37 protein-coding genes, 1 tRNA gene and 1 pseudogene are annotated in these 24543 nt (G+C 63.2%); 8 read left to right on the forward strand and 31 right to left on the reverse strand.

The window, feature by feature from the left end:
- Positions 1-32: 32 nt before the first annotated feature.
- Positions 33-1250 carry an LL-diaminopimelate aminotransferase gene (locus ACT6QU_RS11425; protein WP_444565114.1) on the reverse strand — a complete coding sequence of 406 codons (1218 nt, stop codon included), beginning with the start codon at positions 1248-1250 and terminating at the stop codon, positions 33-35.
- Positions 1251-1330: 80 nt separating this feature from the next.
- Positions 1331-1660, reverse strand: coding sequence for a hypothetical protein (locus ACT6QU_RS11430; protein WP_444565115.1), 330 nt, complete (start codon positions 1658-1660; stop codon positions 1331-1333).
- A 102-nt stretch (positions 1661-1762) separates the two neighbouring features.
- Between ACT6QU_RS11430 and ACT6QU_RS11435 the strand changes: the two genes are divergently transcribed.
- The 3 genes from ACT6QU_RS11435 to ACT6QU_RS11445 all read left to right on the forward strand — a co-directional run bounded on the left by ACT6QU_RS11435 (position 1763) and on the right by ACT6QU_RS11445 (position 5179).
- Positions 1763-3586 carry a PHA/PHB synthase family protein gene (locus ACT6QU_RS11435; RefSeq protein ID WP_444565116.1) on the forward strand — a complete coding sequence of 608 codons (1824 nt, stop codon included), beginning with the start codon at positions 1763-1765 and terminating at the stop codon, positions 3584-3586.
- A gap of 274 nt (positions 3587-3860) precedes the next feature.
- Complete coding sequence (locus ACT6QU_RS11440; protein WP_444565117.1) at positions 3861-4994, forward strand: D-Ala-D-Ala carboxypeptidase family metallohydrolase; 1134 nt, start codon at positions 3861-3863, stop codon at positions 4992-4994.
- Between the two features lie 110 nt (positions 4995-5104).
- Positions 5105-5179, forward strand: a tRNA-Glu gene (locus tag ACT6QU_RS11445).
- Positions 5180-5192: 13 nt separating this feature from the next.
- Here the strand turns inward: ACT6QU_RS11445 and ACT6QU_RS11450 are convergent.
- The gene (locus ACT6QU_RS11450) at positions 5193-6329 is read right to left on the reverse strand and encodes an NAD(P)/FAD-dependent oxidoreductase (protein ID WP_444565118.1); all 1137 of its coding nucleotides are present in this window, start codon (positions 6327-6329) and stop codon (positions 5193-5195) included.
- Positions 6330-6483: 154 nt separating this feature from the next.
- Here ACT6QU_RS11450 and map point away from each other — a divergent pair, with 154 nt between their 5' ends.
- From map to ACT6QU_RS11475, 5 genes are all read left to right on the forward strand, one after another.
- The gene (map, locus tag ACT6QU_RS11455; RefSeq protein WP_444565119.1) at positions 6484-7308 is read left to right on the forward strand and encodes a type I methionyl aminopeptidase; all 825 of its coding nucleotides are present in this window, start codon (positions 6484-6486) and stop codon (positions 7306-7308) included.
- 10 nt (positions 7309-7318) lie between these two features.
- On the forward strand, positions 7319-8107 hold the full coding sequence (gene radC, locus ACT6QU_RS11460) for a RadC family protein (protein WP_444565120.1): 789 nt from the start codon (positions 7319-7321) through the stop codon (positions 8105-8107).
- 92 nt (positions 8108-8199) lie between these two features.
- Entirely contained in the window at positions 8200-8550 is a 351-nt protein-coding gene (locus ACT6QU_RS11465; protein ID WP_444565121.1) for a DMT family protein, read from the forward strand.
- Between the two features lie 71 nt (positions 8551-8621).
- Positions 8622-9062, forward strand: coding sequence for an MFS transporter (locus ACT6QU_RS11470; protein ID WP_444565122.1), 441 nt, complete (start codon positions 8622-8624; stop codon positions 9060-9062).
- On the forward strand, positions 9014-9796 hold the full coding sequence (locus tag ACT6QU_RS11475; RefSeq protein ID WP_444565123.1) for an MFS transporter: 783 nt from the start codon (positions 9014-9016) through the stop codon (positions 9794-9796). Before ACT6QU_RS11470 ends, ACT6QU_RS11475 begins: the two co-directional genes overlap by 49 nt.
- A gap of 78 nt (positions 9797-9874) precedes the next feature.
- Here the strand turns inward: ACT6QU_RS11475 and rplQ are convergent, their stop codons facing one another.
- The 28 genes and pseudogenes from rplQ to tuf all read right to left on the reverse strand — a co-directional run.
- The gene (gene rplQ / locus ACT6QU_RS11480) at positions 9875-10306 is read right to left on the reverse strand and encodes a 50S ribosomal protein L17 (RefSeq protein ID WP_024585448.1); all 432 of its coding nucleotides are present in this window, start codon (positions 10304-10306) and stop codon (positions 9875-9877) included.
- A 38-nt stretch (positions 10307-10344) separates the two neighbouring features.
- Positions 10345-11355 (reverse strand): DNA-directed RNA polymerase subunit alpha, encoded by a 1011-nt coding sequence (locus tag ACT6QU_RS11485; protein ID WP_024585447.1) that lies wholly within the window; start codon positions 11353-11355, stop codon positions 10345-10347.
- A gap of 99 nt (positions 11356-11454) precedes the next feature.
- The gene (gene rpsK / locus ACT6QU_RS11490) at positions 11455-11844 is read right to left on the reverse strand and encodes a 30S ribosomal protein S11 (protein ID WP_444565124.1); all 390 of its coding nucleotides are present in this window, start codon (positions 11842-11844) and stop codon (positions 11455-11457) included.
- Between the two features lie 144 nt (positions 11845-11988).
- Positions 11989-12357 carry a 30S ribosomal protein S13 gene (gene rpsM, locus ACT6QU_RS11495; protein WP_275840143.1) on the reverse strand — a complete coding sequence of 123 codons (369 nt, stop codon included), beginning with the start codon at positions 12355-12357 and terminating at the stop codon, positions 11989-11991.
- Positions 12358-12545: 188 nt separating this feature from the next.
- Positions 12546-13133, reverse strand: coding sequence for an adenylate kinase (locus ACT6QU_RS11500; RefSeq protein ID WP_024585444.1), 588 nt, complete (start codon positions 13131-13133; stop codon positions 12546-12548).
- Positions 13130-14470 carry a preprotein translocase subunit SecY gene (gene secY, locus ACT6QU_RS11505; protein WP_444565125.1) on the reverse strand — a complete coding sequence of 447 codons (1341 nt, stop codon included), beginning with the start codon at positions 14468-14470 and terminating at the stop codon, positions 13130-13132. The genes ACT6QU_RS11500 and secY overlap by 4 nt, the downstream gene beginning before the upstream one ends.
- A 171-nt stretch (positions 14471-14641) precedes the next feature.
- Complete coding sequence (gene rplO, locus ACT6QU_RS11510; RefSeq protein ID WP_024585442.1) at positions 14642-15115, reverse strand: 50S ribosomal protein L15; 474 nt, start codon at positions 15113-15115, stop codon at positions 14642-14644.
- 15 nt (positions 15116-15130) lie between these two features.
- Positions 15131-15325 (reverse strand): 50S ribosomal protein L30, encoded by a 195-nt coding sequence (gene rpmD / locus ACT6QU_RS11515; protein WP_024585441.1) that lies wholly within the window; start codon positions 15323-15325, stop codon positions 15131-15133.
- Between the two features lie 25 nt (positions 15326-15350).
- Entirely contained in the window at positions 15351-15914 is a 564-nt protein-coding gene (rpsE, locus tag ACT6QU_RS11520) for a 30S ribosomal protein S5 (RefSeq protein WP_444565126.1), read from the reverse strand.
- Positions 15915-15986: 72 nt separating this feature from the next.
- Positions 15987-16346, reverse strand: a complete 360-nt coding sequence (gene rplR / locus ACT6QU_RS11525) for a 50S ribosomal protein L18 (RefSeq protein ID WP_444565127.1) — start codon at positions 16344-16346, stop codon at positions 15987-15989.
- Between the two features lie 86 nt (positions 16347-16432).
- Entirely contained in the window at positions 16433-16966 is a 534-nt protein-coding gene (gene rplF, locus ACT6QU_RS11530; RefSeq protein WP_024585438.1) for a 50S ribosomal protein L6, read from the reverse strand.
- A gap of 40 nt (positions 16967-17006) precedes the next feature.
- Positions 17007-17405: a 30S ribosomal protein S8 gene (rpsH, locus tag ACT6QU_RS11535; protein WP_024585437.1), complete on the reverse strand. Its 399-nt coding sequence runs from the start codon at positions 17403-17405 to the stop codon at positions 17007-17009.
- A gap of 12 nt (positions 17406-17417) precedes the next feature.
- A complete protein-coding gene (gene rpsN, locus ACT6QU_RS11540; RefSeq protein WP_024585436.1) occupies positions 17418-17723 on the reverse strand; it encodes a 30S ribosomal protein S14 in 306 nt (101 codons plus the stop codon).
- Positions 17724-17749: 26 nt separating this feature from the next.
- Positions 17750-18307: a 50S ribosomal protein L5 gene (gene rplE / locus ACT6QU_RS11545; RefSeq protein WP_024585435.1), complete on the reverse strand. Its 558-nt coding sequence runs from the start codon at positions 18305-18307 to the stop codon at positions 17750-17752.
- Positions 18300-18611 carry a 50S ribosomal protein L24 gene (rplX, locus tag ACT6QU_RS11550; protein WP_024585434.1) on the reverse strand — a complete coding sequence of 104 codons (312 nt, stop codon included), beginning with the start codon at positions 18609-18611 and terminating at the stop codon, positions 18300-18302. The genes rplE and rplX overlap by 8 nt, the downstream gene beginning before the upstream one ends.
- Before the next feature lie 12 nt (positions 18612-18623).
- The gene (rplN, locus tag ACT6QU_RS11555) at positions 18624-18992 is read right to left on the reverse strand and encodes a 50S ribosomal protein L14 (RefSeq protein ID WP_024585433.1); all 369 of its coding nucleotides are present in this window, start codon (positions 18990-18992) and stop codon (positions 18624-18626) included.
- Between the two features lie 70 nt (positions 18993-19062).
- Positions 19063-19317, reverse strand: a complete 255-nt coding sequence (gene rpsQ / locus ACT6QU_RS11560) for a 30S ribosomal protein S17 (RefSeq protein ID WP_024585432.1) — start codon at positions 19315-19317, stop codon at positions 19063-19065.
- A gap of 11 nt (positions 19318-19328) precedes the next feature.
- Positions 19329-19529: a 50S ribosomal protein L29 gene (gene rpmC, locus ACT6QU_RS11565; protein WP_024585431.1), complete on the reverse strand. Its 201-nt coding sequence runs from the start codon at positions 19527-19529 to the stop codon at positions 19329-19331.
- A gap of 13 nt (positions 19530-19542) precedes the next feature.
- Complete coding sequence (gene rplP, locus ACT6QU_RS11570; protein ID WP_024585430.1) at positions 19543-19956, reverse strand: 50S ribosomal protein L16; 414 nt, start codon at positions 19954-19956, stop codon at positions 19543-19545.
- 27 nt (positions 19957-19983) lie between these two features.
- Entirely contained in the window at positions 19984-20691 is a 708-nt protein-coding gene (gene rpsC, locus ACT6QU_RS11575; protein WP_444565128.1) for a 30S ribosomal protein S3, read from the reverse strand.
- A complete protein-coding gene (rplV, locus tag ACT6QU_RS11580; protein WP_024585428.1) occupies positions 20691-21080 on the reverse strand; it encodes a 50S ribosomal protein L22 in 390 nt (129 codons plus the stop codon). The genes rpsC and rplV overlap by 1 nt, the downstream gene beginning before the upstream one ends.
- 2 nt (positions 21081-21082) lie before the next feature.
- Positions 21083-21361, reverse strand: a complete 279-nt coding sequence (rpsS, locus tag ACT6QU_RS11585) for a 30S ribosomal protein S19 (protein ID WP_024585427.1) — start codon at positions 21359-21361, stop codon at positions 21083-21085.
- Positions 21362-21376: 15 nt separating this feature from the next.
- Positions 21377-22213: a 50S ribosomal protein L2 gene (gene rplB / locus ACT6QU_RS11590; protein WP_024585426.1), complete on the reverse strand. Its 837-nt coding sequence runs from the start codon at positions 22211-22213 to the stop codon at positions 21377-21379.
- A 20-nt stretch (positions 22214-22233) separates the two neighbouring features.
- A complete protein-coding gene (locus ACT6QU_RS11595; protein ID WP_024585425.1) occupies positions 22234-22527 on the reverse strand; it encodes a 50S ribosomal protein L23 in 294 nt (97 codons plus the stop codon).
- On the reverse strand, positions 22524-23144 hold the full coding sequence (gene rplD / locus ACT6QU_RS11600; protein ID WP_024585424.1) for a 50S ribosomal protein L4: 621 nt from the start codon (positions 23142-23144) through the stop codon (positions 22524-22526). Before rplD ends, ACT6QU_RS11595 begins: the two co-directional genes overlap by 4 nt.
- Positions 23144-23866 carry a 50S ribosomal protein L3 gene (gene rplC, locus ACT6QU_RS11605; RefSeq protein ID WP_024585423.1) on the reverse strand — a complete coding sequence of 241 codons (723 nt, stop codon included), beginning with the start codon at positions 23864-23866 and terminating at the stop codon, positions 23144-23146. The genes rplD and rplC overlap by 1 nt, the downstream gene beginning before the upstream one ends.
- Positions 23867-23929: 63 nt before the next feature.
- Positions 23930-24238: a 30S ribosomal protein S10 gene (gene rpsJ / locus ACT6QU_RS11610; RefSeq protein WP_007066362.1), complete on the reverse strand. Its 309-nt coding sequence runs from the start codon at positions 24236-24238 to the stop codon at positions 23930-23932.
- 67 nt (positions 24239-24305) lie between these two features.
- Positions 24306-24543, reverse strand: a pseudogene (gene tuf, locus ACT6QU_RS11615) (elongation factor Tu); the annotation flags it as partial.

Below are 24543 nucleotides of genomic sequence, written 5' to 3' on the forward strand. Positions count from 1 at the left end.
ATCGTCCTTTCAATATTCTGTTTTCGTCCTGCTCAGCGCCGGGCGCCGATCTGCACCACATTGTCGGGCGCCGGAGCCGAGGCCCCCATGAACTTCTTGATCGAACGCGCCGCCTGGCGGATGCGATGCTCGTTCTCGACCAGCGCAAGGCGCACATAGTCGTCGCCATGTTCGCCGAAGCCGATGCCCGGCGCGACGGCGACGTCAGCCTTCTCAACGAGGAGCTTGGAGAATTCCAGCGAGCCGAGATGCTTGTACTGATCGGGGATCGGCGCCCAAGCGAACATCGTCGCGGCGGGTGCCGGAATCGTCCAGCCGGCACGGCCGAATGCGTCGACCATGACGTCGCGGCGGCGGTGATAGACCTTGCGGACTTCCTCCACCTCGGTGCCATCGCCATTGAGGGCTGCCGTCGCGGCGACCTGGATCGGCGTGAAGGCGCCGTAGTCGAGATAGGATTTGACCCGGGTCAGGGCCGAGATCAGGCGCTCGTTGCCGACGGCAAAGCCCATGCGCCAGCCGGGCATGGAGAAAGTCTTCGACATCGAGGTGAACTCGACCGCGATATCCATCGCACCCGGCACCTGCAGGATCGAAGGTGGCGGCGCGCCGTCGAAATAGATCTCGGCATAGGCGAGATCGGAGAGGATGATCAGGTCGTGCTTGCGGGCGAAGGCAACGACGTCCTTGTAGAAGTCGAGCGAGGCGACATGCGCCGTCGGGTTCGACGGGTAATTCATGATCAGCGCGAGCGGCTTGGGGATCGAATGCTTGATCGCGCGCTCGAGCGCCGGGATGAAGCCGTTGTCGGGCTCGACCTGCATCGAGCGGATGACACCGCCCGACATGATGAAGCCGAAGGCGTGGATCGGATAGGTCGGATTGGGGCAGAGAATCACGTCGCCGGGCGCGGTGATCGCCTGCGCCATGTTGGCGAAGCCTTCCTTGGAGCCGAGCGTGGCGACGATCTGCGTGTCGGCATTGAGCTTCACGCCGAAACGGCGCGCATAGTAGTTCGCCTGCGCGCGGCGCAGCCCCGGAATGCCGCGCGAGGACGAATAGCGATGGGTGCGCGGATCGCGCACCACGTCGACCAGCTTGTCGACGATCGCCTTCGGCGTCGGCAGGTCGGGATTGCCCATCCCCAGATCGATGATGTCGGCGCCCTTGGCACGGGCCGAGGCCTTCAGGCGGTTGACCTGCTCGAAGACGTAGGGCGGAAGACGGCGGACCTTGTGAAACTCTTCCATGGGGCAATCCCGGCGCGGCTAGAGGGAATGGTGGCGGCTATACACAGTTTCAGGGCGACGGTCGAGACGGCCGGCCGTCGTCAGTTGCGTTCGATGCGGCTGATCGCGCCCTGTGCATGCGAGCTGCCGATCCGGCGCAATTGCGCCGCCGAAGAGGCCGGGGCAGAATCGGTCGCGGCCTGACTGTCGCGGCGGGCGCGCAGCTCGTCAGCGGTCGCGGCGCGTTCCGCGGGCGTGATCTGGGCCGTCGCCGGCTGCAGCGGAACGTTGAGATTGGGATAGACGCCCGATCCGACCGAGGCCGTCGAGGCGGACACGCCCGGGTCGGCCTGCGGGGCGGCGCACGCCGAAAGGGCCACGGCGAGGGCCGCCGCCGCGGCCGAAAGCTTCGAAATGAGATGACCGGCCATTCTTCCTCTTTCCGTCCTTCGGGCGGTTGCATTCGTTGGACCGCCCGCGTCCCATCGTGTTAGTCTGTAAAGAAAATGCCGCCGGGAGGAAGCGCAAAAATCATGGCCGGCCCCAAGACCACGCAAGGTACGCAGAAGGCGGACGCTCCGGGTATCGAGGACTACCTCGTCAAGGACCCCGAGGAGTTCGCGGTCAATGTCTCCCACATGATGGAAGAGGCCGGAAAGGTGGCGGCTGCATGGACGGCGCCGCGCGAGGCCGGCGAAGTTCGCGACACGGTGGCCGAGCCGATGGCCGACATGGTCAAGACCTTCTCCAGGCTCACCGAATACTGGCTGTCCGACCCGTCGCGCGCGCTCGAGGCGCAGACGCGACTTTATTCGGGCTACATGGAAGCGTGGACGCGTTCCATGGCAAAGATCGCCGATCCCGACGCCGCTGCCGCGCCAGAGGCACCCGACAAGCGTTTCAAAGACCCCGACTGGGGCCGGAACGCCTTTTTCGACTTCCTGAAACAGACCTATCTCGTTACCTCGCGCTGGGCGAACGACCTGGTCGAGCATGCGGACGGGCTGGACGAGCATACGCGCCACAAGGCGGGCTTTTACGTCAAGCAGATCAGCCACGCCATATCGCCCTCGAACTTCATCCTGACGAACCCGGAGCTCTTCCGCGAGACGGTATCGAGCAACGGCGCGAACCTCGTGCGCGGCCTGAAGATGCTTGCCGAGGACATCGCGGCCGGCAAGGGCGATCTGAAGCTGCGCCAGTCCGACGCGTCGCGCTTCGAGATCGGCAAGAACATCGCGACGACGCCAGGCAAGGTCGTCGCGCGCTCCGACGTCGCCGAGATCATCCAGTACGAGCCGGCGACGAAGGACGTGCTGAAGCGCCCTCTCCTCATCTGCCCGCCCTGGATCAACAAGTTCTACATCCTCGACCTCAACCCGGAGAAATCGTTCATTCGCTGGGCGGTCGAACAGGGGCACACGGTCTTCGTGATCTCGTGGGTCAATCCGGACGAGCGGCATGCGCGGACCGGCTGGGAGGAGTATATCCGCGACGGCGTCCAGTTCGCCCTCGATACGGTCGAGAGGGCGACCGGCGAAAAGCAGGTTAACGCGATCGGCTACTGCGTCGGCGGCACGCTGCTCGCGGCGGCTCTGGCATTGTTCGCCAAGCAGGGCGAAAAGCGCATCGCCACCGCGACATTCTTCACCACGCAGGTCGACTTCACCCATGCCGGCGACCTCAAGGTCTTCGTCGACGAGGAGCAGATCGGCGCGCTCGAGCGCGCGATGGAAACTCGCGGCTATCTCGACGGCACCAAGATGGCGACGGCGTTCAACATGCTGCGCGCAGGCGATTTGATCTGGCCCTACGTCGTGAACAACTACATGCGCGGCAAGACGCCGATGCCGTTCGACCTTCTCTACTGGAATTCCGATTCGACACGCATGAGCGCGGCCAACCACTCCTTCTACCTGCGCAACTGCTATCTCGAGAACAATCTGGCGACCGGCAAGATGAAGCTCGCCGGCAAGACGCTGTCACTCAAGGATGTGAAAATCCCGATCTACAATCTGGCGACGAAGGAAGACCATATCGCGCCCGCGAAGTCGGTCTTCGTCGGCAGCGGCCTCTTCGGCGGACCGGTCGACTATGTCATGGCAGGGTCCGGCCACATCGCAGGCGTCGTCAACCCGCCCGCCGCCGGGAAGTACCAGTTCTGGTCCGGCGACGCGCCCAAAGGTGATTTCGACGACTGGGTCGCAAAGGCGACCGAAACGCCGGGCTCGTGGTGGCCGCATTGGGACACCTGGATTCGCACGCAGGACGACAAGACGGCCAAAGCGCGGAAAATCGGCAAGAATACCGAGGTTCTGGCTGACGCACCTGGGGATTACGTCAGGGTGCGGGTGTAGACAGACGGCACGAATTCACCAATACTCCGCGACGATCGGCGCAGGCGCCAAGTTGTGAATCCAACGATTCGGCGGCTTGACACGGCAAGGCCGCTGCGCAGGTCAGGTGTTGTGCTCGACAGTCAATTCCGATAGGTCTCGACCCGGCCGGATGCTTTGCGCTCGCTTGTTTCGACGCGGAAGCCAGCCCAAACGAGACGCACCAAGGGGACACGCATTGTCTGCAGAAGGTTCGCGCCGCCATAGCGCCCTCAATCGTGCTGTGCTTGCAGCGTTGACTGCGACCCTTCTCGCTTCCTGTTCGGCGACGTCCGACACCGACATGGCGATGTTCGGCTTCAATCCACAATATGGCGCGACGGGCGTTGCTATGCCGCAGGCCGCGCAGCCCACCGTCGCGGCGACCACTGGCGAAGCTTCTGCGACCGAGGGTGCCACTGCCGATGCGACGCCACAGTTTGCATTCGACGAGACTGACCCGAGCCTTCCCGAACAGGTCGCTTCCGTCCCGACGATGACCAATCGCGAAATCGCCACGAGCGCCGATCCGGCCACCATGCCCGCAGATGGCGAAGCGCAGGTTGCCGCCGCCGCGACGAATGAATCCGCCGACGCAGAGGCGCTCGCGGCGACGACCGAACCTGCGCCGACGGCCGAGCCGGAAGTCGCCGTCCAGCCGGCGCCCGCCGCAGCTCCCGAGCCGCCAAAGCGCGGTTTCCTGTCCGCCTTCTTCTCCCAGCAGCCGGCCCAGGCCGCACCCTCGCCGATCGTCCCGCAGCAGGCTCCCGCTCCTGCCCAGCAGGCGGCCGAAGCGTCGAGGCCGATCATCGACCTGGAAGCCAATCGTGCGCCGGTTTCCATGGCAACGAAGCAGTCCCGACCGGTGATGATCAGCACCGCCTCGATCAGCGAGAACGCCCTGCCGGGCGTACGCGACAATGCGAATCTGTTCGAGATAACGCGTCGGAACGGCATCGACGACGACAGCGACATCGACCTGAACGAAGATGGCGGCCTCTATCAGGTCGCCTATGCGCCGGGCCTAGCGCGGCTCGCTCCGAACGGCCTCATGAAGCAGCATGACGACGTCGACGTCTCCTGCCTGCGACCGTCCCTCGTACGCGTCCTGAAGTCGATCGAAAGCCGGTTCGGCCAGAAGGTGGTCATCACTTCCGGCTTCCGCAGCGCCGAACGCAACCGCCGCGCCCGCGGCGCGCGCAATTCGCTGCACATGGCTTGCGCCGCCGCCGACATCCAGGTCGCCGGCGTCAGCAAATGGACACTTGCCGAATATGTGCGCTCGATGCCCGGCCGTGGCGGCGTCGGAACCTATTGCCACACGGAATCCGTGCATGTGGATGTCGGACCCGAACGCGACTGGAACTGGCGTTGCCGCCGGCGCGGCTGATCGCTCGTCGCGACGTTGCGTAACGCGCATTTCGGGACAAAAAGTTCGAAAAACAGGTGCTGCCGGGTTGTGCGTTCCGGCGAAGCTTATTATAAACCGCCTCGTTGTACGCGCCCATCGTCTAGCGGTTAGGACGGCGCCCTTTCACGGCGCAAACAGGGGTTCGATTCCCCTTGGGCGTACCAACACCCCCTCTTCTCATTTGCGAAGCGTAGCGCGGCCGGGCGACATCGAATCCAGGTCGATGCCGTGGTCCATGATCGCGCGTTCTGGCGTTTTGCCGAGAATGAGCGCGGCAGCAAGCTTAGCCAGTGCGGGCGCCGTCTGGATACCGTAGCCGCCCTGCCCCGCCAGCCAGAAGAAGCTTTGCCCAGCGTCGCCCCACCCGACGACCGGGTTCTTGTCGGCCGCGAAAGTGCGCAGACCTGCCCACTTGTTTTCGATCCGCCGCACCTGGATATCGAATGCAGCTTCGACGCGGTCCACAGCCACGGCCACGTCGTACTCGTCCGGCTGCGCGTCGCAAGGCTCAGACGGCGTTTCGTCGGCGGGCGAGATCAGGAGCCGCCCGGCATCGGGCTTGGCGTAGAATTCCTCGTCGATGTCGATGACCATCGGCCAGTGATGCGCGTTCGTGCCCTCCGGCAGCGCGATCATCGCCGCGGTGCGCCGCTTCGGCACGAGACCGACGGGGGCAATCCCTGCCGTCTCGGCGACAACATCGCCCCACGCGCCGGCCGCATTGACGATGGTGGTGGCCCGAAAAGCATTCGCCCCGGCCTCGATCGTCCAGCCGCCGCTGCCGCGCCGGATCGCGTCGACGCCGGCATTGGCTCCGAACGTGCCGCCCCGCGTGCGAAACTGGCGCAGATAGCCTTGATGGAGGGCGTGCACGTCGATGTCCTGCGCGAAGTGCTCGAAAATGGCCGCTGCGACATGACCGCTGCGAAGAAGCGGGACGAGCGCGCGTGCCGCGGCCCCGTCGAGGCGTTCGACTCCCGCCGCGCCGGCCAACTCGCGCTGGAGCGCTTCGAGGCTTTCCATCTGGTCGTCGCGTGCGATCATCAATGCGCCGCGGGGCGTGAGAAGCGGACGGTCGAAACCTTCGGGCGGATCGTTGTAGAAGGCTTCGGACGCACGCGACAGCGCCCGGATGACATTGGGGCCATAAGTGGTGGAGAACAGCGCCGCCGAGCGGCCGGTCGTATGGTAGCCCGGCTGGCTCTCGCGCTCGACGAGAAGGACGCGTGCCTTGTCGGCCAGCTCTGCCGCCACGGACGCGCCGGCGATACCGGCCCCGATGACGCAGATGTCGAAATTGGAATATTCGGCCATGGCATGCTCCTTTTCGACCGGCTTAGCCGCGGGCGCCGGCAATGCTAACTCCAGACCGGCGAACTCGACACGCCAAGGGGTTGAATGCCGCCGCGCTTGATGCCAAGTCTGTCCTGATCCGAAATCAGACGACAAGCCCGCGGGTAAACGGCAAATGGTCACCTATCTCGACGCGGAGACGGCCCCTCTGCGCAACACCGGCCAGATCCGGCTCTACAATGAAGACGCCTTTGCCGGCATGCGCAAGGCGTGCCAGCTCACTGCGCGCTGTCTCGATGAACTCGCCACCATGGTCGAGCCGGGCGTGACGACCGAGACCATCGACCGCTTCGTCTTCGAATTCGGCATAGATCACGGCGCGCTGCCCGCGACGCTCAACTATCGCGGCTACACCAAGGCCTCCTGCACCTCGATCAACCATGTCGTCTGCCACGGCATTCCCGACGCCAAGCCGCTGCGCGAGGGCGACATCGTCAATATCGACGTGACCTACATCGTCGATGGCTGGCACGGCGATTCGAGCCGGATGTATCCGGTCGGCCAGATCAAACGCGCCGCCGAGCGACTGCTTGAGGTCACGCATGAATGCCTGATGCGCGGCATCGCCGCCGTGAAGCCGGGCGCGCGAACCGGCGCGATCGGCGCGGCAATCCAGTCCTTCGCCGAAGCGGAGCGCTGCTCGGTGGTGCGCGATTTCTGCGGGCATGGCGTCGGGCGACTGTTCCATGACGCACCGAACATCCTGCACTACGGCAACTCCAACGAGGGGGTGGAGATGCGCGAAGGCATGATCTTCACCATCGAGCCGATGATCAATCTCGGCCGCCCGCATGTAAAGGTTCTGTCCGACGGCTGGACCGCCGTCACGCGCGACCGCTCGCTTTCGGCCCAGTATGAGCACACGGTCGGCGTGACGAAGGATGGCTGCGAAATCTTTTCGCTGTCGCCCGCTGGGCTCGACCGTCCCGGCTTGAGCTGAGGACCGGCGCATGGGCGACGCGGAGGGCGAGGACGAGCGTGGTTTCTTCGCCGAACGCCCGCTCACCGGAGCCATCGAGGGCGTTCCGATCCCACCGCTGCCCGAGGCTGCCCGCAGGAAGGCCGAGAAGCCGCATTATCATGGCCATCGCGACCGGCTGCGTGGGCGTTTCGAACAGGGCGGTGCCGCCGCGCTCGCCGATTATGAGCTGCTCGAACTTCTGCTGTTCCGTTCCATTCCGCGTGCCGACACCAAGGGTACGGCCAAGGCGCTCATCGCACGGTTCGGCTCTTTCGCCGAAGTGCTGGGCGCCGATGCTGCGCTCCTTGCGGAGGTCAAGGGCGTCGGCGCATCGACCGCGCTGGACCTGAAGCTCGTCGCCGCCGCCGGGGGCCTCTTCGCCAAAGGCCAGGTCGGCAAACGCGAACTGCTTGGATCGTGGAACCAGGTGATCGACTATTGCAGAGCCGCGATGGCTTTCGAGATGCGTGAGCAGTTCCGTATTCTTTTTCTCGACAAGAAGAACGTGCTGATTGCCGACGAGGTGCAGCAGACCGGCACGATCGACCACACGCCCGTCTATCCGCGCGAAGTGGTCAAACGCGCGCTGGAGCTATCTGCAAGCGCGATCATCCTCGTCCACAACCACCCATCCGGCGACCCGACGCCGTCGCGCGCGGACATCGAGATGACCAAGACGATCGCCGATGCGGCCAAGCCCTTGGGCGTCACCGTGCATGATCACATCATCATCGGTCGAAACGGGCATGCGAGCATGAAGAGCCTGCGGCTTTTCTGACCTGGCGTTTGGTTTCCATTCAACGCGGGTTCAAAGCAGGTTTGGCGACCAAAGACTAATGACGGGCATCTTCCGAAACGGAACATGCCGCCATGTCATTTGCCTATCTGATGCCGATCGGCCTCCTGGCGATCTCAAACGTCTTCATGACGTTCGCCTGGTGCGGTCACCTGAAATACCCGGGAAAGCCCCTGCTCATCGTCATCGCCGTGAGCTGGCTGATAGCGCTTGCCGAGTACTGCTTCGCAGTGCCCGCCAACCGCTACGGCCATGCGGTCTACTCGGCCGCTGAACTGAAGACCATCCAGGAAGTCCTGACCCTGACCGTCTTCGCCGTCTTCTCGGTCTTCTACCTCGGCGAACAACTCACCCTCAATCACCTCGTCGGCTTCGCGCTCATCTGCGCGGGAGCCTTCTTCATCTTCAAGGGACCGATCGGCTAAGACGCCACCAGGCCGAAGGGACATTCGCAATGCAGAACCCCTCACGACGCTCCATCCGGGCGCTCAGTGCCATGAATTTCTCCCTCGCCGACGTCCGCGACGGGCTCGGTCCGTTTCTCGGCGTCTTCCTCATCGGTCACGGCTGGGCGGCCGACGAGATCGGCTATGTCATGACGCTCGGCGGCCTGGCCGGCATGCTGGCGACGACGCCGCTCGGCGCGCTCGTCGACGCGACACGGTTCAAGCGCACCATTATCGCGGCTGCGGCGGGTCTGATTATCCTCGGAACATTGGCGCTGCTCATAAGCACCGACTTCTGGGTCGTCGCGGGGTCGCAGGTCGGCACCAGCGTTTTCGCGGCGATCATCGCACCCGCCATTGCCGGGCTGACGCTCGGACTGGTGGGCAGAGCGGCCTTGCCCACCAGCTCGGCCGGAACCAGGCCTGGAACCACGGCGGAAACGTGGTCTCGGCAATCCTCGCCGGCGCGTTCGGCTATGTCTTCGGCCTGATCGCGGTCTTCGTCCTGATGATCATCCTGGCGATCGCCTCGATCGTCAGCGTCTACATGATCGAGCCGTCCGAGATCGACCACGACGTGGCGCGCGGGCTTGAGCCATCCGCGAAACATCAGAACCGCGAACCATCCGGCATCGGCATGTTGCTGAAATCCCGCGCGCTCGTCCTGTTCGGCATCACGATCTTCCTCTTTCATTTCGGCAATGCCGCGATGCTGCCGCTTCTGTCGCAATCGGTCGTCTCGCGCGGGCTCGCCGATCCGAGCGCCTACACGTCGGCGACCATCATCATCGCACAGGGAACCATGATCCCTATGGCGCTCCTCGCCGCGTGGGTCGCGCAAAGGCGCGGCTTTGGCATCGTCGTCATGGTGGCGCTGATCGCCCTTCCCATCCGCGGCCTCATCGCCGGCTACTGGGACAATCCGTGGGCGCTGATCCCCGTCCAAATGCTGGACGGCGTCGGCGCGGGTCTTCTCGGCGTCGCGACGCCCGGCATGGTCGCGCGCATCCTGCGCGGAACGGGGCACGTCAATCTGGGTATCGGCGGCATGATGACCATGCACAATGTCGGCTCGGCCCTCAGCCCGGCACTGGGCGGGTATGTCGCCGCGCACTACGGCTATGCGAATGCGTTCCTGGTGCTCGCGGCGGTGGCGACTGTGGCGCTGCTATTCTGGGCGGTCGGATCGCGCATGGAAGGCCGTGCCTACGCCGCTACCGCGTAGCCGACCGTTGCCGAAACGCAAAAAACCCGCCGATCGCTCGGCGGGTTTTTTATATGCGATCGACCCGAGAGCCGTGGCTTATGCGGCTTCGCTCTCGCGGTTGGCTTCTTCAGCCTCAACGCGGGCGCGGTCGGCGGCGCCCTTGGCGTCGACGTCGCGATCGACGAACTCGATGACGGCCATGGCGGCATTGTCGCCGTGGCGGAAGCCGGCCTTCATGATGCGCAAATAGCCGCCGTGACGGTCGGCATAGCGCGGCGCGATGTCGTCGAAGAGACGCTTGGCAGCGGCTTCCGAACGGGTCGACGAGATGACCTGACGACGGGCGTGCAGGTCACCGCGCTTGCCGAGCGTGACGAGCTTTTCCACGATCGGGCGAAGTTCCTTCGCCTTCGGCAGGGTCGTCACGATCTGCTCGTGCTCGATGAGAGACGCAGCCATGTTGGCGAACATGGCCTTGCGGTGGCTGGCGGTACGGTTCAGCTTACGGCCGGAATTCCCGTGGCGCATGAGCTTGCTCCTTCACATTTGATGCGAGGCACAAAGCCTCAATACTGATCTTCGTAGCGCTTGGCGAGATCGTCGATGTTCTCCGGCGGCCAGTCGGCCACTTCCATGCCCAGATGGAGACCCATCGAGGCGAGAACTTCCTTGATCTCGTTCAACGACTTGCGTCCGAAATTCGGCGTGCGGAGCATCTCCGCCTCCGTCTTCTGGATCAGGTCGCCGATATAGACGATGTTGTCGTTCTTCAGGCAGTTGGCCGAGCGGACCGAAAGCTCCAGCTCGTCGACCTTCTTCAGGAGCGCCGGGTTGAAGGCGAGCTCGGTGACCTGCTCCGAAGCGACTTCCTTCTGCGGCTCCTCGAAATTGACGAAGAGGCCGAGCTGGTCCTGCAGGATGCGCGCAGCGAAAGCCACGGCGTCCTCGCCGGAGATCGAACCGTCCGTCTCGAGCTGCATCGTGAGCTTGTCATAATCGAGAACCTGGCCCTCGCGGGTGTTCTCGACCTTGTACGACACCTTGCGGACCGGCGAGTAGAGGCTGTCGACCGGGATGAGCCCGATCGGCGCGTCTTCGGCGCGGTTGCGCTCGGCAGGCACGTAGCCCTTGCCCGCGTCGACCGTGAACTCCATGCGGATCTCCGCGCCCTCGTCGAGCGTGCAGATCACGTGGTCGGGGTTAAGGATCTCGACATCGCCCACGGTCTGGATGTCGCCGGCAACGACGACGCCCGGACCCTGCTTGCGCACGACCATGCGCTTGGGGCCCTCGCCTTCCATGCGGATGGCGATTTCCTTGATGTTGAGAACGATGTCGGTTACGTCCTCGCGGACGCCTGCGATCGACGAGAATTCATGCAGCACGCCGTCGATCTGGACGGCCGTGACGGCCGCACCGCGCAGCGACGACAGAAGCACGCGGCGAAGCGCGTTGCCGAGCGTCAGGCCGAAACCACGCTCCAGCGGCTCGGCGACGAGCGTGGTCATGGTGCGGCCCTTGGACTTGAACTCGACCTTGTTCGGCTTGATGAGTTCCTGCCAGTTTTTCTGGATCATTCCGGTTTCCTTCCGTTTCCCCGCCACCATCCAATCGTGACGGGCAATCTGGAAAACGCAGAGGAGCGCCGCGAACGGCGCTCATGCGATGATGATGAATTAGACGCGGCGCTTCTTGCGCGGACGGCAGCCATTGTGCGGGATCGGCGTCACGTCGCGGATGGACGTGATCATGAAGCCCGCGGCCTGCAGCGCGCGAAGAGCCGATTCACGACCCGAACCGGGGCCGCAGACCTCGACTTCGAGCGTGCGCATGCCGTGCTCCTGCGCCTTCTTGGCGCAATCTTCGGCAGCGACCTGCGCGGCGAACGGGGTCGACTTGCGCGAGCCCTTGAAGCCCTGGGCACCGGCCGACGACCAGGCAATCGCATTGCCCTGCGCGTCGGTGATGGTGATCATGGTGTTGTTGAAGGTCGAGTTGACGTGCGCGATGCCCGTCGAGATGTTCTTGCGTTCGCGACGGCGGACGCGTCCGGATTCCTTGGCCATGGTCTTCCTTTCGATGATCTCTTCGCCGCCGTAATGCCAGCGGCTCCACCTTGCAGTGAATAATGAATGGGAAAATGGTGAATGGTCGAAACTCGCCTAGCGGCGAACCAACCATTCAATATTCACCATCCACAATTCACCGAATTACTTCTTCTTACCCTGAATGGCCTTCGCCGGTCCCTTGCGGGTGCGGGCGTTGGTGTGCGTGCGCTGGCCGCGAACCGGCAGCGAACGACGGTGGCGCAGGCCGCGGTAGCAGCCAAGGTCCATCAGACGCTTGATGTTCATCGAGACTTCGCGGCGCAGATCGCCCTCGACCTTGTAGTCGCGGTCGATCGCTTCGCGGATCTGCAGCACTTCGGCGTCGGTCAGCTGATTGACGCGACGATCGACGGGAATGCCGACCTTCTCGACGATCTCGGAAGCGAACTTCGCGCCGATGCCATGAATGTACTGAAGCGCGATGACGACGCGCTTGTTGGTCGGAATGTTGACGCCAGCTATACGGGCCATCTTCTTCTCCATCTCGGGTCGGCTTTTGCCGAAATTTCTGTTTATGCCCGCGTCCGGTGGAGGCCGGCCCTTGCGGGTGTTTTCCTGCGCCATGAGGGGCGCCAGCACCAAAGCAGCGCGCCCCGTTCACGAATTGGGAGACGCGCCGCTATAGGGCAACTCGGCGGGCGGGTCAACCCCGCCCGACTTCAGTTCGCCTTGACGAGAATATCCTCGATCTCGGCGGTGACCGTGTCCATGTCCTGCATGCCGTCGATCGTGACCAATTCGCCCGTCTGGCGATAATGCGCAGAGAGAGGCGCCGTCTTCTGGCGGTACTCGTCGAGGCGCTTGGCGAACGATTCGGGATTGTCGTCGGCGCGAACCGAGCCGCCGGCTGCCAGCGTGTCCGCGACCCGCTTCTTCATCCGCTCGACCAGCGCCGTCTCGTCGACCTTGAGTTCGATCACGGCATCGAGCTTCTGGCCCTTGTGCGCCAGCATTTCGGCCAGGGCTTCGGCCTGCGCGACCGTGCGCGGGAAGCCGTCAAGGATAAACCCCTTGCGGCAGTCCGGCTCGTCGATGCGATCGGAAACGATCTGGTTGACGACGGCATCGGAGACGAGTTCGCCCGAGTCCATGATGGCTTTGGCGCGCTTGCCGATCTCGGTGCCGTTGGCAACGGCCGAGCGCAGCATGTCCCCGGTGGAAAGCTGCGGTATGCCGTGACGCTCGACCAGTCGCTGCGCCTGCGTTCCCTTCCCCGCGCCGGGCGGTCCAAGCAGTATCAGTCTCATCGTCCCCTCTTGCCCCCCCGGAGCTTCGACTTCTTGATCAGCCCTTCATACTGATGGGCAATGAGGTGGCCCTGCATCTGGGCGACCGTGTCGAGCGTGACGCTGACGACGATCAGCAACGACGTCCCGCCGAGATAGAACGGCACGCCGGTAGCCGAGATCAGGAACTCGGGAACCAGGCAGACCACGACCAGATAAATCGCGCCTACGACCGTAATGCGAGTCAGCACATAGTCGATATATTCCGCCGTGCGTTCGCCCGGCCGGTAGCCCGGAATGAAGCCGGAATGCTTCTTGAGCTGGTCGGCGGTGTCCTTCGGATTGAAGACGATCGCGGTGTAGAAGAAGGCGAAGAACGCGATCAGCGCCGCATAGAGCACCATGTAGAGCGGCTGGCCGTGGCCGAGAGCGGCGAGAACCGAGTTCGCCCACGCCGGCAGGTTCGTCGTATCCGAGAAACCGGCGGCCGTTGCCGGCAGGAGCAGAAGCGAGGACGCGAAGATCGCCGGAATGACGCCCGCCGTGTTGAGCTTCAGCGGCAGATGCGACGTGTCGCCCTGGAACATCCGATTGCCAACCTGGCGCTTCGGATACTGGATCAGGAGCCGTCGCTGCGCACGCTCGAAGAACACGATGATGCCGATAAGGACGACCGCGAGCGTGAGGATCGCGAGGATGAGGCCGGTCGAAAGCGCGCCCGTGCGGCCGAGTTCGAGCGTACCGGAGATCGCGGAAGGCAGGCCCGCCACGATGCCGGCGAAGATGATCAGCGAAATGCCGTTGCCAAGGCCACGCGCGGTGATCTGTTCGCCGAGCCACATCAGGAACATCGTGCCGCCGACCAGCGTGATGACCGCCGAAATACGGAAGAACCAGCCCGGATCGGTGACGATGTTCGCGCCGCCTTCAAGGCCGACGGCGATGCCATAGGCCTGCACCGTTGCCAGAAGGACCGTGCCGTAGCGCGTATACTGATTGATGACCTTGCGGCCCTGTTCGCCTTCCTTCTTCAGCTGCTCGAGCGTCGGAACGACGGCGGTCATGAGCTGCATGATGATGGAGGCGGAAATGTAGGGCATAATGCCCAGCGCGAAAATCGCCATGCGCTCGACAGCGCCGCCGGCGAACATGTTGAACATGCCGAGCACGCCACCCGACTGCTGCTGAAATGCCTGCGCGAATGCTTCCGGATTGATGCCCGGCATCGGAATGTAGGTGCCGAGGCGATAGACCAGCAGCGCGCCCAGCGTGAACCAGATTCGCTTCTTGAGGTCTTCGGCCTTCGAGAAGGCCGCGAAATTCAGATTTGCGGCAAGTTGTTCTGCTGCAGATGCCATTAGTCTCTCCGAACGCAGGCGGATCAGCCGAGGAAAAGCCGGCGCGCGGAAAACCTGTCACGCACTGTCCGTCGGTGCAAGCCGTGGAAGGCACGACATAAGGCCACGCCCGACAATATGCAAGCGGCGGCTCGAAGGCCGCCGCTAGGGTATTTCAGTTGGGCACCGCGATTACTCGGCGGCGGCCTTTTCCGGCACCTTGACGGAGCCGCCCGCCTTCTCGACCTTCTCGATCGCCGACTTGGAAGCGCCGGCGATGTCGAACGAGACCTTAGACTTGATCTCGCCCGAGCCGAGGAGGCGGACGCCGTCCTTGGCGCGGCGGATGAGGCGGGCCTCGACCAGCGCTTCGATCGTCACGGCCTTCTTGCCGTCGAGACGACCCGAATCGATGGCTTCCTGAACCTTGCCGACCGAGATCTCGTTGAAGCTCTTGCTGAACGGGTTCTTGAAGCCGCGCTTCGGCAGGCGACGATAGATCGGCATCTGGCCGCCCTCGAAGCCGTTGATGGCGACGCCCGAGCGCGAGCTCTGGCCCTTCACGCCACGGCCGGAGGTCTTGCCCTTGCCGGAGCCGATGCCGCGACCGACGCGCTTGCGCGAGTGCGTTGCGCCGTCGACGTCACGAAGTTCGTTGAGTTTCATGTCTGTCGCTCCTGCTTACGCCTCGTCCACGACGCGGACGAGGTGCTGCACCTTGGCGATCATGCCGCGAACCGAAGGAGTATCCTCCAGGGTGCGGCGACGATGCATCTTGTTCAGTCCGAGACCGACGAGCGTTGCGCGCTGCGCGTCCGGACGGCGAATGGGGCTACCGATCTGCTCGACCGTCAGCGTCTTTGCCTTCTTGGCCATCTAACCAATCCTTACCTGAGCCCGACTACTCTTCGGACGACACGGAAGCGCCGCGGCGCGCCTGAAGCGTCGAGTACTTGATGCCGCGCTGGGCTGCGACATCCTTCGGGTGAAGCTGGTGCTTCAGCGCGTCGAACGTGGCGCGAACCATGTTGTACGGGTTCGAGGAACCCATCGACTTGGCGACGACGTCGTGCATGCCGAGCGTTTCGAAGACGGCGCGCATCGGGCCACCGGCGATGATGCCCGTACCGGCCTTGGCGGTGCGCAGCAGAACCTTGCCGGCGCCGTGGCGGCCGTTGACGTCATGGTGCAGCGTACGACCATCGCGCAGCGGCACGAAGATCATGTCGCGCTTGGCGCTTTCGGTAGCCTTGCGGATGGCTTCCGGCACTTCGCGCGCCTTGCCGTGACCGAAGCCGACGCGGCCCTTCTGGTCGCCGACGACAACGAGAGCAGCGAAGCCGAAGCGACGGCCACCCTTGACCACCTTGGCAACGCGGTTGATGTGAACCAGCTTGTCGACGAAACCGTCGTCGCGCTCTTCGCGGTCGCGTCCGCGACCACCTTCCCTACGATCCTGTGCCATATCCTGTCCTTATTCTTTTCCGGAAGCACGGGTTGCAAAAAAGGCCGGGGCGGAAAGACCGCCCCTGCCCGGTTAGAAGTTCAGACCGCCTTCGCGGGCGGCATCGGCGAGCGCCTTGACGCGGCCGTGATAGATGTAAGGCCCGCGATCGAAGACCACGTCCTTGACGCCGGCCTTGACGGCGCGCTCGGCAACGAGCTTGCCGACGGCTGCGGCAGCCGCCGAGTCGGCGCCGGTCTTGAGCGAACCCTTGAGGTCCTTCTCGAGCGTCGAAGCCGAAGCGATCGTGTGGCCGTTGGCGTCATCAATGAGCTGCACATAGATGTGCTTCGACGAACGGTGAACCGAAAGACGCGGACGCTCGCCTGCGACCTTCTTGATCTGGCGACGAACGCGCGAAGCGCGCTTGAGCGCGGATTCCTTGGAAGCCATTATTCAATTCCCTGCCTTGAAAAACGGGGCCGGCCCTGTGCGGTAAGCAAATGCTTCCCGCGGCCGTACCCCGTGGCGTTTCGATTCTACTTCTTCTTGCCTTCCTTGCGAACGATACGTTCGCCGGCATAACGCACGCCCTTGCCCTTGTAGGGCTCCGGCGGACGGTATTCACGGATTTCGGCTGCTACCTGACCGACCTGCTGCTTGTCAATGCCGCTGACCACGATCTCGGTCGGCTTGGTGACCTGGATCGTGATGCCTTCGGGCGTCTGGTAGACGACGTCGTGGCTGAAACCGAGTGCGAGCTGCAAGTTCTTGCCCTGCATGGCGGCACGGTAACCGACGCCGGTGATCTCGAGCTTGCGCTCGAAGCCGTCCTTGACGCCCTGGAGGATGTTCTCGATCCGGGTGCGGGACATGCCCCACTTCGAACGCGCGTCCTTCGATTCGTCACGCGGCGAAACCTGGATCGCGCCGTCTTCCAGCTTGACCAGCACTTCGTCGTTGACGACGTATTTCAATTCGCCCTTCGGGCCCTTGGCGCTGACGGTGCGGCCATCGACGGTCGCGGTCACGCCCTGCGGGACGGAGAGAGGCTTCTTGCCGATACGAGACATGTCGTTGTCCTCGTCTTCTTCTTATGTTTCGAGAAGCCGATCAGAAGATCTGGCAGAGAATCTCGCCGCCGACGTTCTCTTCACGGGCCTGATGGTCCGCCATGACGCCCTTCGGCGTGGAGAGAATGGCAATGCCGAGACCGTTGGCAACCTGCGGGATCGACTTGACCGACACGTAAACGCGACGGCCCGGCTTCGACACGCGGGCGATCTCGCGGATCACCGGCTGGCCTTCGAAGTACTTCAGCTCGATCTCGATTTCCGACTTGCCGTTGTCGTAGTCGACCTGGGCGTAGTCGCGAATGTAGCCTTCGGACTTCAGGACTTCGAGAACGCGGGCGCGCAGGCGCGAGGCGGGCGTGGAGACCTTGGTCTTCTTGCGGCCGTAAGCGTTGCGGATGCGGGTCAGCATATCGCCGAGAGGATCACTCATGGACATGGAATATCCTCCTTACCAGCTTGACTTGACGAGGCCGGGGATGAGGCCGTTATTGCCGAGCTCGCGCATCGCAATACGGCTCATCTTGAGCTTGCGGTAATAGGCGCGCGGACGACCGGTGACTTCGCAGCGATTGCGCACGCGGGTCTTCGACGAGTTGCGCGGCAGGGCTGCGAGTTCGAGCTGCGCACGGAAGCGCTCATCCATCGGACGGTCCTGGTCCATGATGATCGCCTTCAGATCGGCGCGCTTGTTGGCGAAACGCTTCACAAGCTTCGCGCGCTTCTGGTTCTTCTCGACTGAGCTGGTCTTAGCCATTCAGATATGTCCTTTATTCGCTGCCGTTACTGGCGGAACGGGAAGTTCAAGGCCTTGAGCAGTGCTCGCGCCTCGTCATCCGACCGGGCAGTCGTACAAACGATGATGTCCATTCCCCAGATCTGGTCGACCTTGTCGTAATTGATCTCGGGGAACACGATGTGCTCCTTCACGCCCATGGCGAAGTTGCCACGGCCGTCGAAGCTCTTGGGGTTGAGGCCCCGGAAGTCGCGAACGCGCGGAAGAGCGATCGTCACCAGACGATCGATGAAATCGTACATGCGATCCTGGCGAAGGGTGACCTTGGCGCCGATCGGCATGCCTTCACGCACCTTGAAGCCGGCGATCGACGTGCGGGCACGCGTGACGACGGGCTTCTGGCCGGCGATCATCGCAAGATCTTCCGCGGCGACCGAAGGCTTCTTGGAATCGCCGGTCGCTTCGCCGACGCCCATGTTGATGACCACCTTGTCGAGACGCGGGATCATCATCTCGTTGGCGTAGTTGAACTCTTCCTGGAGCGCCTTGCGGATCGTCTCGCCGTAGAGCTTCTTGAGCCGGGGCTCATACTTGGACTCAGCCATTGATCACTTCTCCGGAACGCTTGGCGATACGGACCTTCTTGCCGTCGCGGAAATCGAAGCCGACGCGGGTCGGCTTGTTGTCCTTGGGGTCGGCGATCGCGATATTGGACAGATGGAGGGGGGCTTCCTTGCGGATGATGCCGCCTTCCTGCGAAGCGGACTGCTTCTGGTGGCGCGCAATCATGTTGACGCCGCGGACGACAGCCTTGTCTTCCTTCGGCATCACCTGCACGACTTCACCGGTACGGCCCTTGTCCTTGCCGGCCAGAACGACGACCTTGTCGCCCTTACGAATCTTCTGCATCTTCCCGGCCCCTTAAAGCACTTCCGGTGCAAGCGAAATGATCTTCATGTGGTTCTTCGCGCGAAGCTCGCGCGGAACGGGACCGAAGATACGAGTGCCCACCGGCTCTTTCTTGTTATCGACGAGAACGGCTGCGTTCTTGTCGAAACGGATCACGCTGCCGTCCGGACGACGGATGTCCTTGGCCGTGCGAACCACGACCGCCTTCATCACGTCACCCTTCTTAACGCGGCCGCGCGGAATGGCTTCCTTCACGGAGACGACGATGATGTCGCCAACGGAGGCATACTTCCGCTTCGAGCCGCCCAGCACCTTGATGCACATGACACGACGTGCGCCGGAATTATCCGCCACGTCGAGGTTTGTTTGCATCTGAATCATGACTGGCCGCCTTCTTATTCGTTGGAGAGCGGCTCATATACGCACTCTCCGGCTTTATCAAGTTTCGTTCTTACTCGGCCGAGGCCGCCTGGGACGGATTTTCGATCACGACCCACTTCTTGTCCTTGGAGATCGGCGCCGACTCCTGGATGAAGACGAAATCGCCCACCTTGCAGGCGTTGTTCTCGTCGTGCGCCTTGTACTTCTTCGTCTGGCGAACGGTCTTCTTCATCACCGGATGGGTGAAGCGACGCTCGATCTTGACCACGACCGTCTTGTCGTTCTTGTCCGAGACGACCGTGCCCTGCATGATGCGCTTTGGCATGTTCTTCGTCCTTAAGCCTTCTTGCCGGCCGACTTCTCGGCAGCGATCGTCTTGATGCGCGCGATGTCCCGACGGACTTCCTTCACGCGCGCGGTTTTCTCGATCTGGCCGGTCGCCTTCTGGAAGCGCAGGTTGAACTGCTCCTTCTTCAGCGCAGCCAGGTCGTCATTGAGCTCATCGAGCGTCTTTGCCCGAACGTCAGAGGCCTTCATGATCAGCCCTTTCCTACTCTGCGATGCGCTGTACGAAGCGCGTGCGAACCGAAAGCTTGGCAGCGCCGAGACGGAGCGCCTCGCGGGCGATCTCCTCGGAGACACCGTCGATCTCGAACATGACGCGGCCCGGCTTGACGCGGGCTGCCCAGTAATCGACCGAACCCTTGCCCTTGCCCATGCGGACTTCGGTCGGCTTCGACGTCACCGGCAGATCCGGGAACACCCGAATCCAGACACGGCCCTGACGCTTCATCTGACGCGTGATGGCACGGCGGGCGGCTTCGATCTCACGGGCGGTGACCCGGTTCGGCTCAAGCGCCTTCAGACCGAACCCGCCGAAATTGAGGTCCGTTCCACCCTTCGCGGTGCCGTGGATACGGCCCTTGAACTGCTTGCGGAACTTCGTGCGCTTTGGCTGCAGCATTCTAATTCTCCAAAATAGCTATGCCATTCAGGCGTTTTCGCGACGACGGCCCGAGCCGCCCTGCGCATCGCCTTCAATGGCGCGACGTTCCGAAGCCATCGGGTCGTGCTCGAGGATCTCGCCCTTGAACACCCAGACCTTCACGCCGCAGATGCCGTATGCAGTCTGTGCCTCGGCCGTGCCGTAATCGACATCGGCGCGCAGCGTGTGAAGCGGAACGCGACCTTCGCGGTACCATTCCATACGCGCGATTTCCGCGCCGCCGAGACGGCCGCCGCAATTGATGCGGATGCCTTCAGCGCCAAGACGCATGGCCGACTGGACGGCACGCTTCATGGCGCGGCGGAACGCGACGCGGCGCTCGAGCTGCTGCGCGATCGACTGGGCGATCAGCGTGGCGTCGATCTCCGGCTTGCGAACCTCGACGATGTTGAGGTGCGTATCCGACTTGGTCATCTCGGTCAGCTTCTTGCGAAGCTTCTCGATGTCCGCGCCCTTCTTGCCGATGATCAGGCCTGGACGGGCCGCATGGATCGTCACGCGGCACTTCCTGTGCGGACGCTCGATCACGACCTTCGAAACGGCGGCCTGCTTCAGCTCTTTCTGAAGGTAGGCGCGAATCTTCAGGTCTTCGTGGAGAAGCTTGCCGTACTCGCCGGTGTTCGCGTACCAGCGCGAATCCCAGGTACGGTTGATGCCGAGGCGCAGACCGATCGGATTGATTTTCTGGCCCATCAGGCGGCCTCCACTTTCTCTTCGACTTCACGAACGACGATCGTCAGATGCGAGAACGGCTTCTCGATGCGCGATGCACGGCCGCGGCCACGAGCATGGAAGCGCTTCATGACGATCGACTTGCCGACATAGGCCTCGGCAACCACCAGCGCGTCGACATCGAGGTCGTGATTGTTTTCTGCGTTCGCAATCGCCGATTCGAGCGTCTTCTTGACGGTCTCGGCGATGCGCTTGCGCGAAAATTCGAGTTCGTTCAGCGCAGTGCCGACCTTCTTGCCGCGGATCATGGCAGCAACGAGATTGAGCTTCTGCGGGCTGACGCGAATGGTACGCAGAACGGCGCGTGCCTCATTGTCAGCAAGCCTGCGCGGAGCCTTGGCCTTGCCCATCGTTACTTCCTCTTTGCCTTCTTGTCCGCGCCATGGCCGTAATAGGTACGGGTCGGGGCGAACTCACCGAATTTGTGGCCGACCATTTCCTCGTTCACGGAGACGGGAATATGCTTCTGGCCGTTATAGACACCAAAGGTGAGGCCGACGAACTGCGGCAGGATGGTGGAGCGGCGGCTCCACATCTTGATCACCTCGTTGCGGCCGCCGTCACGAACCTTATCCGCCTTCTTGAGCAGATAGCCGTCGACGAACGGGCCTTTCCAAACTGAACGGGTCACGTTGACACCCTTTCCTTAGCTCTTGCGCGCGTGGCGCGAGCGCATGATGAACTTGTCGGTCGACTTGTTGGACCGCGTCTTCTTGCCCTTGGTCGGCTTGCCCCACGGCGTGACCGGATGACGGCCGCCCGAGGTGCGGCCTTCACCACCGCCATGCGGATGGTCGACCGGGTTCATCGCGACGCCGCGAACATGAGGACGCTTGCCGAGCCAGCGCGAACGGCCGGCTTTGCCGAGATTGATGTTGCCGTGGTCCGGGTTCGAAACCGCACCGACAGTCGCCATGCACGAGCCGTGGACGAGACGCTGTTCGCCCGAGTTCAGGCGAAGGATCGCCATGCCCTGGTCGCGGCCGACGAGCTGGGCGTAGGACCCTGCCGAACGGGCGACCTGACCGCCCTTGCCCGGCTTCAGCTCGACATTGTGGACGATCGTGCCGACCGGCATCGTGCCCAGCGGCATCGCATTGCCCGGCTTGACGTCGAGTGCCTTGGAGCCCGCGGCAACCTTGTCGCCGACGGCCAGGCGCTGCGGCGCCAGGATGTAGGCGAGCTCGCCGTCCTCGTACTTCAAGAGCGCGATGAAGGCGGTGCGGTTCGGATCGTACTCGATCCGCTCGACCGTCGCCGACACGTCATGCTTGCGACGCTTGAAGTCGATGATGCGGTAGGTGCGCTTGTGACCGCCGCCCTGGTATCGGGCAGTGACGCGACCGGCATTGTTGCGGCCGCCGGCCGACTTCAGACCCTCGGTCAGACCCTTGACGGGCTTGCCCTTGTAGAGGCCCGAGCGGTCGACGATGACCAACTGGCGGGTGCCTGGCGTTACCGGATTGAATTTCTTGAGTGCCATTTTCCTGTCCTTCCGGTCGCTCAGAGGCCCGTCGAGACGTCGATCGACTGTCCGTCGGCCAAAGTCACGATCGCCTTCTTGACGTCACTGGTGCGCCCGACGGTGCCGCGGAAACGCTTCACCTTGCCCTTGCGCACGAGCGTGTTGACGCCGGTGACCTTCACGCCGAACAGAGCCTCGATGGCGGCCTTGATCTCGGTCTTCGTCGCCTTGCGGGCAACGTTGAAAACCACCTGGTTGTACTCCGAAGCCATGGTCGACTTCTCGGTGATCGACGGAGAGACGATCACGTCGTAGTGGCGAAGATCCGTCATTTGAACCGCTCCTCGAGAGCTTCGATCGCGGCCTTGGAGAGCACGAGCTTTCCACGGCGCAGGATGTCGTAAACGTTGATGCCCTGAACCGGCAGCACGTCGATGTTCGCGATGTTCGACGCAGCACGCTTGAAGTTCTGGTCGATCTCGGCTCCGCCGATCATCAAGGCATTCGTCAAGCCGAGCTTGGCGAAATTCGTGATGAGCAGCTTCGTCTTGGCCTCGCCCACGGTCAGATCATCGATGATGATCAGGTCGGACGACTTGGCCTTGGCCGAGAGCGCATGACGCAGGCCAAGCGCGCGAACCTTCTTGGGAAGGTCGTGCTCGTGGCTGCGAACGACCGGGCCGTGGGCCTTGCCGCCGCCGCGGAACTGCGGAGCGCGTGCCGAATGGTGACGGGCGCGGCCCGTACCCTTCTGCTTGTACATCTTGGCGCCAGTGCGCGAAATTTCCGCGCGGCCCTTCGCCTTGTGCGTGCCCTGCTGCTTCTTGGCAAGCTGCCAGCGCACGACGCGCTGCAGAATATCTTCGCGGGGCTCAAGGCCGAAGATCTCTTCCGAGAGCTTCAGCTTGCCGGCGTCGTCGCCGGAGAGCGTGGTGACCTTGAGATCCATCATTCGGCTCCTTCAGCAGCCGGCGCTTCAGAAGCCTGGCTCTTGTTTGCAGCGCGGATCGCGGCCGGCTTCGGCGCGTTGTCCGGCATGGCCGACTTCACCGCGTCACGGACGACGATCCAGGCGCCCTTGGAGCCGGGAACGGCGCCGCGGATCAGGATCAGGCCGCGATCAAGGTCGGTCGACACGATTTCCAGATTCTGGGTCGTCACGCGGGTCGCACCCATGTGGCCGGCCATCTTCTTGCCCTTGAACACCTTGCCCGGGTCCTGACGCTGACCGGTCGAACCATGTGCACGGTGCGAGACCGAGTTACCGTGGGTTGCACGACCGCCACCGAAATTGTGACGCTTCATGACACCCTGGAAACCCTTGCCGACCGAGGTACCCGTCACGTCGACCTTCTGGCCGGCGACGAAGTGCTCCGCGGTGATCTCGGCACCGATGTCGAGCATGTTGTCTTCCGACACGCGGAATTCCGCGAGCTGGGACTTCGGCTCGACGCTTGCAGCGGCGAAGTGGCCGCGCATGGCCTTCGACGTGTTCTTGACCTTGGCAAGGCCAACGCCGAGCTGGACGGCCGTGTAGCCGTTCTTCTCCTGGGTGCGCTGAGCGACGACCTGGCAGTTCTCCATGCGGAGAACGGTGACCGGCACATGCTCGCCTGCGTCGTTATAGACGCGCGTCATCCCGACTTTCTGTGCAATTACACCTGAACGCATTTTCTCGTTCTTTCTTCAGAGGAACCCTGGGGCTCGTCGCCCGGCCGGTTCGTGTCTTGCTCGTTAGAGCTTGATCTCGACGTCCACGCCGGCGGCCAGATCGAGCTTCATCAGCGCGTCGACAGTCTGCGGGGTCGGATCAACGATATCGAGAAGACGCTTGTGGGTGCGCATCTCGAACTGTTCGCGGCTCTTCTTGTCGATGTGCGGCGAACGGTTGACCGTGAACTTCTCGATGCGCGTCGGCAGCGGAATGGGGCCACGAACGTTGGCGCCGGTGCGTTTGGCCGTCGACACGATTTCGCGCGTCGAAGCATCCAGCACGCGGTGGTCAAACGCCTTGAGGCGAATGCGGATGTTCTGTCCGTTCATGCGTTTCTTCCTTCAAGTCTTTCGCGGCGCGGGAGCGATCCCGCGCCCGCGACAGACTGCTATCCAGTTATTCCGTGATCGAAGCGACGATGCCGGCGCCGACGGTGCGGCCGCCTTCGCGGATGGCGAAGCGCAGCTTCTCTTCCATCGCGATCGGAACGATCAGTTCGACGTCGACCGTGATGTTGTCGCCCGGCATCACCATCTCCGTGCCTTCCGGCAGCGTCACGATGCCCGTCACGTCCGTCGTGCGGAAGTAGAACTGCGGACGGTAGTTGGTGAAGAACGGCGTGTGACGGCCACCC

The sequence above is a fragment of the Aliihoeflea sp. genome (genome assembly GCF_052435475.1).
Taxonomy (GTDB): Bacteria; Pseudomonadota; Alphaproteobacteria; order Rhizobiales; family Rhizobiaceae; genus Aliihoeflea.

Excerpts from the sequence above, each read along its gene's own strand:
- ACT6QU_RS11425 (WP_444565114.1), bottom strand. The coding sequence starts at position 1,250 with ATGGAAGAGTTTCACAAGGTCCGCCGTCTTCCGCCCTACGTCTTCGAG.
- ACT6QU_RS11430 (WP_444565115.1), bottom strand. The coding sequence starts at position 1,660 with ATGGCCGGTCATCTCATTTCGAAGCTTTCGGCCGCGGCGGCGGCCCTC.
- ACT6QU_RS11435 (WP_444565116.1), top strand. The coding sequence starts at position 1,763 with ATGGCCGGCCCCAAGACCACGCAAGGTACGCAGAAGGCGGACGCTCCG.
- ACT6QU_RS11450 (WP_444565118.1), bottom strand. The coding sequence starts at position 6,329 with ATGGCCGAATATTCCAATTTCGACATCTGCGTCATCGGGGCCGGTATC.
- map (WP_444565119.1), top strand. The coding sequence starts at position 6,484 with ATGGTCACCTATCTCGACGCGGAGACGGCCCCTCTGCGCAACACCGGC.
- radC (WP_444565120.1), top strand. The coding sequence starts at position 7,319 with ATGGGCGACGCGGAGGGCGAGGACGAGCGTGGTTTCTTCGCCGAACGC.
- ACT6QU_RS11465 (WP_444565121.1), top strand. The coding sequence starts at position 8,200 with ATGTCATTTGCCTATCTGATGCCGATCGGCCTCCTGGCGATCTCAAAC.
- ACT6QU_RS11470 (WP_444565122.1), top strand. The coding sequence starts at position 8,622 with ATGAATTTCTCCCTCGCCGACGTCCGCGACGGGCTCGGTCCGTTTCTC.
- rplQ (WP_024585448.1), bottom strand. The coding sequence starts at position 10,306 with ATGCGCCACGGGAATTCCGGCCGTAAGCTGAACCGTACCGCCAGCCAC.
- ACT6QU_RS11485 (WP_024585447.1), bottom strand. The coding sequence starts at position 11,355 with ATGATCCAGAAAAACTGGCAGGAACTCATCAAGCCGAACAAGGTCGAG.
- rpsK (WP_444565124.1), bottom strand. The coding sequence starts at position 11,844 with ATGGCCAAGGAATCCGGACGCGTCCGCCGTCGCGAACGCAAGAACATC.
- rpsM (WP_275840143.1), bottom strand. The coding sequence starts at position 12,357 with ATGGCCCGTATAGCTGGCGTCAACATTCCGACCAACAAGCGCGTCGTC.
- ACT6QU_RS11500 (WP_024585444.1), bottom strand. The coding sequence starts at position 13,133 with ATGAGACTGATACTGCTTGGACCGCCCGGCGCGGGGAAGGGAACGCAG.
- secY (WP_444565125.1), bottom strand. The coding sequence starts at position 14,470 with ATGGCATCTGCAGCAGAACAACTTGCCGCAAATCTGAATTTCGCGGCC.
- rplO (WP_024585442.1), bottom strand. The coding sequence starts at position 15,115 with ATGAAACTCAACGAACTTCGTGACGTCGACGGCGCAACGCACTCGCGC.
- rpmD (WP_024585441.1), bottom strand. The coding sequence starts at position 15,325 with ATGGCCAAGAAGGCAAAGACGCTGACGGTCGAGCAGATCGGTAGCCCC.
- rpsE (WP_444565126.1), bottom strand. The coding sequence starts at position 15,914 with ATGGCACAGGATCGTAGGGAAGGTGGTCGCGGACGCGACCGCGAAGAG.
- rplR (WP_444565127.1), bottom strand. The coding sequence starts at position 16,346 with ATGGCTTCCAAGGAATCCGCGCTCAAGCGCGCTTCGCGCGTTCGTCGC.
- rplF (WP_024585438.1), bottom strand. The coding sequence starts at position 16,966 with ATGTCTCGTATCGGCAAGAAGCCTCTCTCCGTCCCGCAGGGCGTGACC.
- rpsH (WP_024585437.1), bottom strand. The coding sequence starts at position 17,405 with ATGTCCATGAGTGATCCTCTCGGCGATATGCTGACCCGCATCCGCAAC.
- rpsN (WP_024585436.1), bottom strand. The coding sequence starts at position 17,723 with ATGGCTAAGACCAGCTCAGTCGAGAAGAACCAGAAGCGCGCGAAGCTT.
- rplE (WP_024585435.1), bottom strand. The coding sequence starts at position 18,307 with ATGGCTGAGTCCAAGTATGAGCCCCGGCTCAAGAAGCTCTACGGCGAG.
- rplX (WP_024585434.1), bottom strand. The coding sequence starts at position 18,611 with ATGCAGAAGATTCGTAAGGGCGACAAGGTCGTCGTTCTGGCCGGCAAG.
- rplN (WP_024585433.1), bottom strand. The coding sequence starts at position 18,992 with ATGATTCAGATGCAAACAAACCTCGACGTGGCGGATAATTCCGGCGCA.
- rpsQ (WP_024585432.1), bottom strand. The coding sequence starts at position 19,317 with ATGCCAAAGCGCATCATGCAGGGCACGGTCGTCTCGGACAAGAACGAC.
- rpmC (WP_024585431.1), bottom strand. The coding sequence starts at position 19,529 with ATGAAGGCCTCTGACGTTCGGGCAAAGACGCTCGATGAGCTCAATGAC.
- rplP (WP_024585430.1), bottom strand. The coding sequence starts at position 19,956 with ATGCTGCAGCCAAAGCGCACGAAGTTCCGCAAGCAGTTCAAGGGCCGT.
- rpsC (WP_444565128.1), bottom strand. The coding sequence starts at position 20,691 with ATGGGCCAGAAAATCAATCCGATCGGTCTGCGCCTCGGCATCAACCGT.
- rplV (WP_024585428.1), bottom strand. The coding sequence starts at position 21,080 with ATGGGCAAGGCCAAGGCTCCGCGCAGGCTTGCTGACAATGAGGCACGC.
- rplB (WP_024585426.1), bottom strand. The coding sequence starts at position 22,213 with ATGGCACTCAAGAAATTCAATCCGGTAACGCCAGGCACCCGCCAGTTG.
- ACT6QU_RS11595 (WP_024585425.1), bottom strand. The coding sequence starts at position 22,527 with ATGACGGATCTTCGCCACTACGACGTGATCGTCTCTCCGTCGATCACC.
- rplD (WP_024585424.1), bottom strand. The coding sequence starts at position 23,144 with ATGGATCTCAAGGTCACCACGCTCTCCGGCGACGACGCCGGCAAGCTG.
- rplC (WP_024585423.1), bottom strand. The coding sequence starts at position 23,866 with ATGCGTTCAGGTGTAATTGCACAGAAAGTCGGGATGACGCGCGTCTAT.
- rpsJ (WP_007066362.1), bottom strand. The coding sequence starts at position 24,238 with ATGAACGGACAGAACATCCGCATTCGCCTCAAGGCGTTTGACCACCGC.